Here is a 12,546-nt window from a genome sequence, read left to right on the forward strand (position 1 = left end):
GCAACCGATATGACAGACTCGCTTGAGTTTCTGTTCTCGATTGATGTTGCCAACACTCTGGGTGAGGGCGTGCAATGGCACGACCAAAGCAACAGCCTGTGGTGGACCGACATTCACAACAGCCGTCTGTACCGTTTCGACTGGCAAAGCCGGACTTTGTTTCAGTGGCGAACGCCGGACCGGCTGACATCCTTTGGCATTCTCTCAACCGACCCCGTTCGCTTGCTGGCCAGTTTTGCGACTGGCTTTGCGCTGTATCAACCCGAAACCGGCGACCTGAGCTGGATCGCCCAACCGGAAACCGGAAAACCGGGGAACCGGTTTAACGATGGCCGTGTCGACCGGCAGGGCCGGTTCTGGTCGGGCACCATGCAGGATGAAGGTGACCGCGCCCCGACCGGCACCTTGTACCGGCTGGACGAAACCGGCGTGCATTCTGTGTTGCGAGACCTGACCATCCCCAATGCGCTGTGCTGGAGCCCGGATGGCAAACGCATGTACCACGCCGATACCCCAACCGGTCAGATTCGAACCTTCGATTTCGATCCGGAACGCGGGGAACCCTGTGGCGCAAGGTTGTTTGCAGAAGTACCGCGCGGCAAGCCAGACGGGGCTGCAATCGACTCAGACGGCCATTTATTGTGCGCACTCTTTGGCGGCTGTGGAGTCGCCCGTTTCAGCCCAGAGGGAACGCTAACGGCATTACACAATTTACCGGTATCACAACCGACCTGTGTCGCTCTTGGTGGACCGAACCTGGATGTATTGCTCGTGACCTCTGCGACGGAAGGTATGACCGAACAGCAACGTAAGGATGAGCCCATGGCCGGGCATGTGCTGGCGTATGCAACACCTTATCGCGGCTTGGCGGAATGCACGCCCGATGAAGCGCGAATACCGAAATAACGATAGTTGCCAGATGGCGTTGGACCGCCTTGGGTTCAATAGAAGACGTCTGGCGTGGACCTGAGTTATTAGCAGGGTCACCTATCAATCAGTTAGTGTCTGCCTCGACATTCGCCCCCGCTATCGGGGGCTTTTTTTTGTCGCCTTATAATACGTTCACGGGTCCGCCTGCCGACTCGGCAATGGCGATGGGGTTACGCAACGCCCGGCCAAACCCTTCAGCCGATATTTCGAACACATCCCCTTCGCGGGTTTCAATGCCATCGGCAAAGCTTAATGTGGCCGTGCCGAAGAAATGCACATGGGCATCACCCGGTTGACGAAACAGGCTGTATTTGAAGTGGTGGTGTTCCAGGTTGGCCAGGCTGTGGCTCATGTTGCTTTCGCCACTCAGGAAAGGCTTTTCCCAAATCACTTCGCCGTTACGCACGATGCGTGACTGCCCACGCACTTCGGCGGGCAAATCCCCGATCAGAATTTCAGGACCGACCGAGCAGGGCCTGAGTTTTGAGTGCGCCAACAACAAATAGTTTTGGCGTTCGGTTTTGTGGTCGGAGAATTCGTTGCCGAGGGCAAAGCCAATACGCCAGGGCTGGCCTTTCTCGTCATTAATATAGCAACCGGCGATTTCCGGTTCTTCGCCGGCATCAAGCCCAAAGTCCGGAGACTGCAGGGCCTTACCCGGTGCTGCAACGATGCTGCCATTCCCCTTATAAAACCATTCGGGCTGAGCACCGACTGTTCCGTCTTCCGGTTTGCCGCCCTGAACGCCCTGCTGAAACATTTTCATGCTGTCAGTCAGTTCAGACTCTGCCTTGCCACTGGTTTTTGCGTGCATGTTGGCGCGGGTGTCGGCGCTGCCCAGATGGGTTAGGCCCGTACCCGTGACGAACAAATGCGCGGGGTCTGGATGGGCGAAGGGCGCAAGCAACCGTTGCTCGCTCTCCAACTGGTCATAATCGACACGTTCGTCGGTGGCCAGTTGTTCAACCAGCTCGATCAATTGGGTGGATTCAGCCAGGGCGCGTTGCGCCAATTCATAAAGCGTGGACACCGCACCCACTACCTGAACTTCAGAATTGGAACATACCCGACCGAGGGCAGGCTTGTTTTCGGACGTCAAAAACTGGATCAGTCTCATCTTGGTTACCTTTTTTTATTTTATTCTCTGGGCTCTGTCAGTCGCAGCAGAACGGAGGATTCAACTTTTATTTGTATTATAATACCATAATGAAACGATAGAGTGTCTGATAGTTGCTGTCAACAACCCCGTCTGAGCGCCAGTCGGGACGCTTTGGTAAAAGACACTTGGAAATGAAGCGACTGCAGGAGAATGGCGCGCGCTGGCCATGCGTGAGGCGAAATTCACGGAATAAAATCGGCAAAAGAATTAGCTGAAGATAGCCAGGGAGCCTCTGAGATCAGTTAACCGACTTCTCCAGCTCTTGCTCAATAAAGGTGAGGGCTTCGTCGATCAGCAGAAACATGCGTTGCTTGGCCAGCTCTGCATCGCCCTCTGCTATGGCGTCGTAAACCAGTGAGTGATCATGCACTACGCCGCCCGGGTTGCTTTTGATCACGTTGGTATGGCGGATGCTGACGTTCAGTGCCGTGCGGGTGAAGTCACGCATGCGAATGAAAAACCGGTTTTCGCTGGCATAGAGAATGCTGATGTGAAAATCGATATCGGCTTCGAGTGCCTGCTCCGGGCTGCCGGATTTAGCCTGGTCCATCCGCTCCAGCGCTTCACGGATCGTCGCGAGCCGCTCCGGACGAGCGTTTTGGGCCGCCAGCGCTGCAGCCGCTGGCTCAATGGCGATGCGCATTTGCAAAAATTCTTTCAGCACCCGCATCGAAGGGTTACTTTCAAGCGACCAACGCAACAGATCGGAATCCAGAATGTTCCATTCTTCTTCCGGCAGGATGCGAATACCCTGTCGCTGTCGACTGGAGATAAGCCCCTTGGCCGACAGCATTTTCACCGCTTCACGCACCGCAGTCCGGCTGACACCGAAGCTTTCACACAACACTGCTTCGCTGGGGAGGCTTTCATTGGCGTTAAACTCACCGCAGACAATCGACCGGCCCAATTCCTGGGTCATGCGTTGGGAAAGACTAAGATTTCGCTCTAGAACGGCCATGCACTAAACTCTTCTTTAGCCCAGCTCGGTTACCGGGTCGATCATCGGTGAACGGGCATCGAAGCCCCTACATTTATCTTATTATATCATATAAACAGCAACGGCCTACAGTATCGCTCCATGACCAGGATTTTTCCAGTCGATGTCTACTGTAATACGTACGACCGAGCCCGATCAGACCGGATCTATGTTACTGCGCTGGCAATCAGGGTGTTGGGCACGACGCCTAAAAAGACAGACACCCCGGCCCTGTAGCGGGCCCGGGGTGTATCAGGGGGAAGGTTTTTGCAGGGTATCAGCCCTGGGGGCCTGCAGCTTTAATGGCGTCGGAGACGTCATACTTGGCAAAGTTCTGTTTGAACTCTTCAATCAACGCAGCGGCTTTGGCGTCATAGGCGGCCGGATCAGCCCAGGTATTGCGCGGAACCAACAGTTCATCATCAACACCGGGGACAGCAACAGGAACATCGAGGTTCAGGCCATCGATATGCCGGGTCTCAACATTGGCCAGTTCTCCATTGGTGATCGCCGTAATCACCGCCCGGGTGACCGGAATGCTGAACCGCTTGCCTTCGCCGTAGGCGCCACCGGTCCAGCCGGTATTGACCAGGTAGACATCGGTTCCGGCCGACTCGACCCGTTTCATCAGCAGCTCGGCGTAAACACCGGCCGGGCGTGGGAAGAAAGGCGCACCAAAGCAAGTGGAGAAGGTGGTCTTGATGCCCTTGCCTGCCCCCATTTCGGTTGAACCGACCAGCGCGGTATAGCCACTGAGAAAGTGGTAGGCAGCCGCTTCCTTGCTCAGTTTGGACACGGGCGGCAACACACCATTCAAATCACACGTCAGGAACACCACGGCATTGGGTTCGTCGCCCTGGTTGCTCAACTGGCGTTTTTCGATGTGTTCAAGCGGGTAGGCGGCGCGGGAGTTCTGGGTCAGGCTGTCGTCGGTGTAATCCGGCGCGCGCTGATCGTCGAGCACCACGTTTTCCAGAATGGTACCGAAGCGAATCGCTTTCCAGATCAGTGGTTCGTTTTTCTCGGTCAGGTCGATGCACTTGGCATAGCAGCCGCCTTCAATGTTGAACACCACACCCGGGCCCCAGCCGTGTTCATCGTCGCCGATCAGAAAGCGCTCCGGGTCGGCACTGAGCGTGGTTTTACCGGTGCCAGACAAGCCAAAGAAGAGGGTGGTCTTGCCATCGTCACCGACGTTGGCTGAGCAGTGCATTGGCAGCACATCCTGAGCTGGCAACAAAAAGTTTTGCACCGAGAACATGGCTTTTTTCATTTCACCGGCGTAGTACAAACCGGCGATCAGCACCTTACGTTGCTCGAAATTGATGATGCAGGCAGAGTCACTGGCCGTGCCATCACGCTCGGGGTTGCAGACAAAACTGGGTACGTTCAAGACCTGCCAGCTGTCTTTGCTCTGCGCGTTCCACTCGTCGGCCACAATAAAGAGGTTGCGGGCGAACACCTGATGCCAGGCCAGTTCGGTGGTTACCCGAATTGGCACGCTGTGCTTAGCGGCTGAACCGACTTCCAGATGACCCACGAAATGTTCACGATCTGCCAGGTGGTCGCTGACACGTTGCCACAGGGCATCAAACCGGGCTGAATCAAAGGCGCGGTTGACCGCCCCCCACTCTATTTCATCCTGGCTGCCAGCTTCTTTGACGATAAAGCGGTCTTTCGGAGAGCGGCCGGTGCGCTCACCGGTACGGGCGACAAAGGCCCCGTTATTGGCAAACTCACCTTCTTCGCGGCGGACAGCAAACTCCAGCAACAGCGGGGTGCTCAGGTCCACGTGGGCGTGAGGGGAAAAAGCGGCCATTAGCGGTTATCTCCTTAATGGGGGGGATTGTCCAGCGGATCGTTATAGTTGGTATGTGTTGATAGTTGCAGGGAGTGTACTGCCCACTGACACTGGCAAGAAACGTTATTTCGTCAATAATTTTCTGACAAGCGACACGGTCACGAATTTTGCTGAAAGAAAACGACATCCAGCCCATCCGGTCAGTTTTTGATATGTCCGTCGTCGCCCTCAGCCATTGCGCCGCTCTGGCGCACGAACTGGGGCTTTGTGCGCATTGATTGAGCATTGATGCAGGAATCGATGGAAAGAATGATCAATAATCGGGCAATCAACCCGGTTTTCGGGCATCAGGACGAGGCGAAGTTTTGTCAGGCGGGACCGGCCAAATGTTGTTAAGTTACAAGATTACCCGGCATCTGGGGCTGTTTTGGTAATTCGATTTCATTGATGTTTTTTTTGAAACACTGTGTTCACTGGTATCGATCGGCACCCCATGGTGAGGACCGAAAAGAAACGGCCATCCACTCCGGTCGTGGCTAATGCGTTTTCCAGACCAGAATGTATAACCACAAGCGTCCACAGACAGCGGCAGTTCATCCGAATGCTTGCTGACAACAGGTCTCAGCTCCGGTATGACCCTTTCAAATCGGGCGACTGCCATACTGGCTCTCGGGCTTGCGCGGCGGGTCTGCTCGCTTCCCGCGTTCGACCTGCTCTACCTTGCCGCCCGCCTTCAAAAACGCTTCGACCTCACCGGCCATTTGCGACCGCAGTGCTTCCCGGTCGGCCAACTGGCGTTCTGCATCTGTCTGTTCCGGCACCAACTTGCCCGACTTGTTTTTATCACTCACCTTGATCCCCTTTTCGTACGGATTGGCAGACGTTGCCGACGTTAAGGCATTGCTTAATGAGGCCTATTGGCAACGACTCCCAAAATCACACACCGTTCTTTTATAAAACCTATTTGGGTGTTTCGCAAACAAAATCGCACAACACGCAACCTATTTGGTCAGCCTCGTCCGCTATGAATCCGACCAGTCCGTTGAATCATTGAACAGAGGCCTTAGCTCACGCGCAAAGCGCCGACTGACGGTGACCGGTTCGTCCAGCCCGCGTACGTTCAGCCAAATACCGCCCTGGGCATCCCGCGACAGCTTTTCCAGCCGGCTTTTGGGAACCAGGGTGGTCCGGTGCACCCGCACCAGGTGTTCGGGAAAGCGTTCTTCGAGCTGTTTCAGGCTGTAGTCGCATAACCGCTCACCCTGACGGCACTGAGCGACAACGTATTTCTGGTCGGCACGGAAACAAAACACATCGTTCAACGGGATACGCTCTTTACCGCGACCGGTTTGCAAAGCAATCACCGGGCCGATATCCGCTCCGCTCAGGGCGGTCAGTTGTGCCCGGTTCAACTGACTGGCATGGGCCAGCACCTGATGCAGGTCGGCCGCCTTTACCGGCTTCATCAGGTAGGAGACAGCCTGAACCTGAAACGCTTCGAGGGCGTAATCATCGTATGCGGTACAGAAGACGATGGCCGGCGGGTTCGACTGCTGCGACCATTCAGCCGCCAACTCCAGCCCACTGAGCCCTGGCATGCGGATGTCGAGCAGCACCAGATCGGCCGGGTCATCCGTTTGCCGGCGCAAGGCCTCCTGACCATTAGCGGCGGTGACGCATTGCGTCACGTTGTCTTCCGACTGCAATAGCCTGAGCAAGCGCTCCCGGGCCAGCGGCTCATCGTCTACGATCATGACTTTCAAGGGTTGCTCCTGTTGTTACGGTGCGTGTTCCCGTGCGCCAGCAAGGTGGCGGGCAAGGTTAAACGAACCCGATAGGTTCGCTCATCGGCCGCCGCATACAATTTGGCGGCATCCCCATATAAAGTGGCCAGACGATGGCGAATGTTTTCCAGCGCAACCTGATTTCCCCGGGGAGTTCGGCGTCGCTCTGCCCCCTGGTCGGCGGTGGGCTCCGTGACGGACGAAGACCGCACCAGCGGGTTTTCGATCTCAATGATCAGTTGTCTGTTCTTTTCCCGGCACCGAATCAGTAACTGGCCACCGTTAACGCTCGGGGCTATGCCGTGCACGATGGCGTTTTCAATCAGTGGCTGCAGAATCAGCACCGGAACCGACCACCGCGCTGTCGGCCGCGGCGTCTGCCATACCACGGTCAGGCGGTCACCCAACCGCCACTGCTCCAGTGAGAGATAACCATCGACCAGCGCCAGCTCATCGCTCAGGCTCCAGAACGTGGTGGCTTCTTTCAGGCTGGCCCGAAACAGTCGGGATAAATCTTCGATCGCCTGTTCGGCCGCCTCGGGGCGGGTCGCAATCAATTCCGCAATGGTGTTCAGGCTATTAAACAAAAAATGCGGACGAATGCGGTTTTGCAACGCTTCAATGCGCGCCGAAAGCTCCGCCCGGGAGCGATCCACCACCGCCTGTTGCAGTTGAAAATAGCGCAGCAACAAGGCCGCAATGATGGCCGTCGCTGCGGTGTGGCGCAGCACCGTCACCGGGTCTATCGCGGCCCAGCCCCCCAAGACAACCACACTGCCAACCACGCTGACCACAAACCCCACCCCCGATACCGTCGAGAACGCGACCAGCCACCCCAGCCACAGCGGGCTGCGGGCCAGCCAGTGGCGCAACCGGCACAACAGGGCCGCCGAAGGCAATACGATCCACTGCACGGTCAGGCTCATGGCACCCAGTTGAATCCAGTCGATGCCCGACTGCAGCAGCACCCACACCAGCACCAGCAATTCCGACACCAGTACCAGAAAAAATACCGAAGTGGCGGTACACAAGTCGGGCAGCACCAGGGAAGGCTGATGGGTGGTGAGAGCGGGGGTTTTCGCTGGCTTCAAGAACGCAACCTGCCTGTTAATCTGCTTGAGACGAGAGGCTCAGTGTCTCCCGTGCGGATGCCTGGATCAAGCCAGCAAGTCACCTGGGAGCCTCTGAATAACGCCCCCTGGGATCTGGGGGAGTTGTTCAAAGGCTCCCTAGACCATAGCCAACGCCTGCCAAGCCGATATAATGCCCCTTCACTGTGCCCAAGGAACCCTGTAATCATGTCTGATGACCACGCTCAAAGCACCAATGCCGCCTGGGGTGGCCGTTTTGCCGAAGCAACCGATGCGTTTGTGGCCGAGTTTACCGCCTCCATTCAATTCGATCAGCGTCTGTACCGACATGACATTCAGGGTTCTGTCGCTCATGCGACCATGCTGTCTGAAGTTGGTGTGCTGACCGCTGACGAATGCGAACAGATCGTGAATGGCCTTAAGGCCGTTCAGGCAGACATCGAATCCGGCCAGCAGGTCTGGTCGGTGGCGCTTGAAGACGTGCACATGAACGTCGAATCGGCCCTGACCGCCAAGATCGGGCCAGTGGGCAAAAAGCTGCACACCGGTCGCAGCCGGAACGACCAGGTAGCCACCGATATCCGGCTGTACCTGCGCGAAGCCATCGATGGCCTGAGCGCCGAACTGACCCGATTGCAGCGAGGCCTGGTCACCCTCGCCACGAACGAAGCCGATACCATCATGCCCGGCTTTACCCACCTGCAAACGGCTCAGCCGGTCACCTTTGGTCACCACCTGCTGGCCTGGAATGAAATGCTGCAACGGGATTTCGAACGCCTGCAGGATTGCCGCAAACGGGTAAACATACTGCCGCTCGGTGCCGCAGCGCTGGCGGGCACCACCTTTCCGATCAACCGTGAGCGCACCGCCGAGTTGCTGGGCTTTTACCGCGCCTCCGAGAACTCGCTCGATTCGGTCTCGGACCGTGACTTTGCCATCGAATTCACCCACTGGGCGTCGCTGACGATGATGCACCTGTCGCGCATGTCGGAAGAGCTGGTGTTGTGGGCCTCGGCCCAGTTCGATTTCATCAACCTGCCAGACCGCTTCTGCACTGGCTCCAGCATCATGCCGCAGAAGAAGAATCCCGATGTACCGGAACTGGTGCGAGGCAAAACCGGCCGGGTTTATGGCCACCTGATGAGTCTGCTGACGCTGATGAAAAGCCAGCCGCTGGCCTACAACAAAGACAACCAGGAAGACAAGGAGCCGCTGTTCGACACCATCGATACCCTGGCGGGCAGTCTGCGTGCCTTCGCCGACATGGTGCCTTACATTGAGGCCAAGCCCGCGGTCATGAAAGCAGCGGCGCTGCGTGGGTACAGCACTGCGACAGACCTGGCGGATTATCTGGTGAAGAAAGGCATGGCGTTTCGCGATGCGCACGAGGTGGTTGGCAAGAGCGTGGCCTACGGCCTGGCCCAGGGCAAAGACCTGAGTGAAATGACACTCGAAGAGCTGACCCCGTTCAGTAACACCATCACCGCCGACGTGTTCGATGTGCTGACGCTGGAAGGCTCGGTTGCGGCTCGCGACCACCTGGGTGGCACCGCGCCCAATCAGGTTCGGGCAGCGGCCGCACGGGCCGGTGTTCTGCTGGCCAGCCGATAATGACGATGGACGACTATCACCACTCCAGCGAGCGGTGATAGTCGTCCAGCCATTCGGTCATATCCGCCGCGGCCAATGGTCTGGCAAAGTAGTACCCCTGCAATGAATCAATGCCCAGGCGCACCAGTTCGTGAAAGGTGGCCTCGCTCTCTACCCCTTCCCCGACGGTTTTCAGACCCAGGTTATGTGCCATGGTAATGGTCGACTCGACGATGACTCTGTCTTGCGAGTCCACCAGCAAATCATCGATGAAGCTCTTGTCGATTTTCAGTGCCTGAATCGGCAGTGACTTCAAATACGCCAACGAAGAATAACCGGTGCCGAAGTCATCCACTTCAACCCCAACGCCCAGGCCAGCCAGTTGGTTGATGATGGTGATCGCCCGCACCGGATCCGACAGCAGGGTGCTTTCGGTCAGCTCCAGCACCAGCGCCGAGCCCGGCAATTTATACTTTGCCAGCAACTGCTCGATTTGCCCTGGCAATGCCTGGTCGAGCAACACGCGCGCCGACAGGTTTACGGCCACATAGCGGTCCGGGTGGTGGCGACGCCAGTGAACGATTTGCGCCATACATTGTTCCAGTACAAAGCGGGTAATCAGCCGAATGCCCTGCCCCATTTCGGCCAGCGGTATGAATTCGGCCGGAGACAGGGCGCCCAGTTCCGGATGCTGCCAGCGAACCAGCCCTTCAAAGCCGGCGACGCCACCTGTGGCCGCACTGATGATTGGCTGGTAGGCCACCCACAGCTGGCCCGCACCAATCGCCACTTCCAATTCAGACAATACCGCAATGCGCTGGGGGGTGTGGGCATCAAGGTGCGAATCGAACACCACCACCGACTCGTTGTTGGCTTTGGCCGCGTACATAGCCACATCGGCGCAGCGCAATAGTTCGTGACCATCCTGACCCTGATCGGGGTAATGCGCCAGGCCGATACTGGCCTCAACCTGCAGTTGCATGGCGTCGATCTGGTAGGGCTCACGCAAACACAGGGCCATGCGTTCGGCAACGGCCAGGGCTTCCTGCTGGCTGATATCGGGCAGCAACACCGCAAATTCATCGCCACCGAGCCGGGAGATGTTATGGCTGGTTTGCCATTCCAGCATGCGCTGAATGCGTGGCCCGATTTCACACAACAAGCGGTCGCCAAAATGGTGACCCAGGGTATCGTTAATCTCCTTGAAACGGTTCAGGTCGAACAATAACAGGCTCGCGCTCTGATCCGGCTGTTGCCCGAGTGTCTGGCTGATCCACTGGTGTAGCTGAGAGCGGTTTCCCAACCCGGTCAGGCTGTCGTGCATGGCCTGGTTGCGCAGATTCTTCCGCTGCATCAGGTTATCGAACGACAGGTTCAGGGTTTGAGCCAGCATCGACAGAAAATCGAGGTCGTTCAGAATCAGGTCGTCACCGAGAATGGCCAGACCCGCGACAGCCTGGTTATCCACCACCAACGGGACGTAAAACCACTGGCTGGTGTCTGAGCCCCAACTGATGTGACGGGTAGCAAGCGCCTGCCGCAGGGGCTCACTGTGCTCCTGGAAGTGGGTGCGTTGTTCTGGCTTGAGACTGCTCGCATACCAGAACTCGCTGTCCGGCTGGTAGCAAGCAACCTGGGACAAGCCAACCTTCTGAGTCAGAGCAGTGCAACTGGACACCAGAAAATCGCGAACGCTGCTCTGGCGCTCCAGTCGCGTAGCAACATCAACCAGCCCCCGCAGGCGCTGTTGCCTCCGGTTCATTAACTGGTGTTGTTCGCGCAGCGAGGCTTCAGCGCTTAACCGGTCACTGATGTCATCGAAGGACAGCATCACCCCTTCGGTCAGGTTGCCGCTGACTCTGAAAGAATGCACCACCATGGTACGAACTGAGCCGCCGAGTGTTTTCAATTGCCACTGGCTTTGTCGTGCTTTCGCATCGCTGGCCTGTTCGATAAACGCCAGAAAGGCGGGCCAGGTCTCATAGCCCTCGGGCTGGTGATCCGGCAGGATGGAAGGCAACTGCAACACATCCGGTTCATCGCGCACCCCAAACAGGCTGGCAGCCGCCCGGTTGATGTTGATCACCCGGCCTTGCAAGTCGACGATCATTGACGCCTGAACGGCGGTCTCGAAAAATGCCCGGTACCGCGCCTCGCTTTCCTGCAACCGACCCTCAAGCCCGAGGCGTTCGATTTCAGTCACCGCCCGCTCGGTATAGAGTTCGAGTACCCGAAACAGCGATGAATCAACCTCCAGCGGCTCGTCATGGTCGATGACCAGTATGCCCACCCAGCGCCCGCGGCGGCTGTCGAGCCGGAAGGCTTCGAGATGAACCATGGTATCGAGAATCGGCCATTGGTGTCGGTCTGCCGCGGTGAGGCTTTTCAGCAGGTGTGACTGACTGGCGAGCGGGGCCAGTAGACTGTCTGTTAGGCGCATGCTGTAGCGGGGCTGCATCAGGCCGTCCAGAATCGAAACCAGGCAATCCAGATGCTGGTCGTCGTTAACCTGAAACAGGCTCACTTGCCGGCAATCGAGCAACAGAGCCAGACGCCTGCACAGATGCTCAATGAAATCCTGCCCGGTGGCTACGGCGACGTCGGCATTCAGCCGGGCCAGCACTTTGTCGAGCCGGGCGTTGTGCTTTTCAATGCGCACCGGGGCGTGGGTATCCACCAGAGACCCCAGGCAGACAATGTGTTCGCTATCCTGCCGGATGAAATTGGTGCGCTCTTCAACCCAGATATAACCCTGTTCCCGGTGTTTGATCCGGTAGGTCATGAAGATGGGCGACAGCATGGCCCGGCACCGGTCGTATTCGGCACCCACTCGCCGGCGGTCGCTGGGATGAATCATCTGATACAAATAGCGTCTGGGGTTCTCACCCAGAAATTCGTCTGGCGGGTGACCCGTCAACTGTTCGATCGACTCGGACACATAATTCAGGGCCCAGAGGTCTTTCTGCTCACCCCGCGATTCCGCCTCATACAGCACCAGTGGTGAATGTTTCAACCAGGTTGAGGGATCTACAAGGCGCGGGGCCGAGTCATTTCCGACCCTGGAATGTGCGGTTTTTCCCTTCAAAGGCATGGGTGACAGGCTTTTATGATCTGAATACTGCCAGTTTAGTCAGTCAACGCAGATTTGACGAACTCGAACGACAGTTTTCATTGTTTCCGGGAAGAAAGATGATAAGGCAGGCAGCGAAAAGGTG

9 protein-coding genes are annotated in these 12,546 nt (G+C 57.2%); 2 read left to right on the plus strand and 7 right to left on the minus strand.

What is annotated here, in order from left to right:
• The first annotated feature begins 9 nt into the window (after nt 1–9).
• Entirely contained in the window at nt 10–906 is an 897-nt protein-coding gene (locus ACHUE7_RS19740) for an SMP-30/gluconolactonase/LRE family protein (protein WP_394171592.1), read from the plus strand.
• 145 nt (nt 907–1,051) lie between these two features.
• Here the strand turns inward: ACHUE7_RS19740 and araD1 are convergent, their stop codons facing one another.
• The 6 genes from araD1 to ACHUE7_RS19770 all read right to left on the minus strand — a co-directional run bounded on the left by araD1 (nt 1,052) and on the right by ACHUE7_RS19770 (nt 7,741).
• Nucleotides 1,052–2,047 (minus strand): AraD1 family protein, encoded by a 996-nt coding sequence (araD1, locus tag ACHUE7_RS19745; RefSeq protein ID WP_394171593.1) that lies wholly within the window; start codon nt 2,045–2,047, stop codon nt 1,052–1,054.
• A gap of 280 nt (nt 2,048–2,327) precedes the next feature.
• Nucleotides 2,328–3,047, minus strand: coding sequence for a FadR/GntR family transcriptional regulator (locus ACHUE7_RS19750; protein ID WP_394171594.1), 720 nt, complete (start codon nt 3,045–3,047; stop codon nt 2,328–2,330).
• A gap of 295 nt (nt 3,048–3,342) precedes the next feature.
• The gene (locus ACHUE7_RS19755; protein WP_394171595.1) at nt 3,343–4,884 is read right to left on the minus strand and encodes a phosphoenolpyruvate carboxykinase; all 1,542 of its coding nucleotides are present in this window, start codon (nt 4,882–4,884) and stop codon (nt 3,343–3,345) included.
• 623 nt (nt 4,885–5,507) lie between these two features.
• Complete coding sequence (locus ACHUE7_RS19760) at nt 5,508–5,717, minus strand: hypothetical protein (protein ID WP_348477719.1); 210 nt, start codon at nt 5,715–5,717, stop codon at nt 5,508–5,510.
• Between the two features lie 171 nt (nt 5,718–5,888).
• The gene (locus tag ACHUE7_RS19765; RefSeq protein ID WP_394171702.1) at nt 5,889–6,620 is read right to left on the minus strand and encodes a LytR/AlgR family response regulator transcription factor; all 732 of its coding nucleotides are present in this window, start codon (nt 6,618–6,620) and stop codon (nt 5,889–5,891) included.
• Nucleotides 6,621–6,625: 5 nt separating this feature from the next.
• Nucleotides 6,626–7,741 carry a sensor histidine kinase gene (locus ACHUE7_RS19770; protein WP_394171596.1) on the minus strand — a complete coding sequence of 372 codons (1,116 nt, stop codon included), beginning with the start codon at nt 7,739–7,741 and terminating at the stop codon, nt 6,626–6,628.
• A 207-nt stretch (nt 7,742–7,948) separates the two neighbouring features.
• Here ACHUE7_RS19770 and argH point away from each other — a divergent pair, with 207 nt between their 5' ends.
• Nucleotides 7,949–9,352 carry an argininosuccinate lyase gene (argH, locus tag ACHUE7_RS19775; protein WP_394171597.1) on the plus strand — a complete coding sequence of 468 codons (1,404 nt, stop codon included), beginning with the start codon at nt 7,949–7,951 and terminating at the stop codon, nt 9,350–9,352.
• A 16-nt stretch (nt 9,353–9,368) separates the two neighbouring features.
• On the opposite strand, the gene ACHUE7_RS19780 is transcribed toward argH, so the two are convergent.
• Nucleotides 9,369–12,344: a bifunctional diguanylate cyclase/phosphodiesterase gene (locus ACHUE7_RS19780; RefSeq protein WP_394171598.1), complete on the minus strand. Its 2,976-nt coding sequence runs from the start codon at nt 12,342–12,344 to the stop codon at nt 9,369–9,371.
• Nucleotides 12,345–12,546 lie beyond the last annotated feature (202 nt).

The organism is Saccharospirillum alexandrii, from assembly GCF_043641555.1.
Classification (GTDB): domain Bacteria; phylum Pseudomonadota; class Gammaproteobacteria; order Pseudomonadales; family Natronospirillaceae; genus Saccharospirillum; species Saccharospirillum alexandrii_A.

What these genes read in the sequence shown, in the direction of transcription:
- ACHUE7_RS19740 (WP_394171592.1), top strand. Translation starts at nt 10, where the DNA reads ATGACAGACTCGCTTGAGTTTCTGTTCTCGATTGATGTTGCCAACACT.
- araD1 (WP_394171593.1), bottom strand. Translation starts at nt 2,047, where the DNA reads ATGAGACTGATCCAGTTTTTGACGTCCGAAAACAAGCCTGCCCTCGGT.
- ACHUE7_RS19750 (WP_394171594.1), bottom strand. Translation starts at nt 3,047, where the DNA reads ATGGCCGTTCTAGAGCGAAATCTTAGTCTTTCCCAACGCATGACCCAG.
- ACHUE7_RS19755 (WP_394171595.1), bottom strand. Translation starts at nt 4,884, where the DNA reads ATGGCCGCTTTTTCCCCTCACGCCCACGTGGACCTGAGCACCCCGCTG.
- ACHUE7_RS19765 (WP_394171702.1), bottom strand. Translation starts at nt 6,620, where the DNA reads ATGATCGTAGACGATGAGCCGCTGGCCCGGGAGCGCTTGCTCAGGCTA.
- argH (WP_394171597.1), top strand. Translation starts at nt 7,949, where the DNA reads ATGTCTGATGACCACGCTCAAAGCACCAATGCCGCCTGGGGTGGCCGT.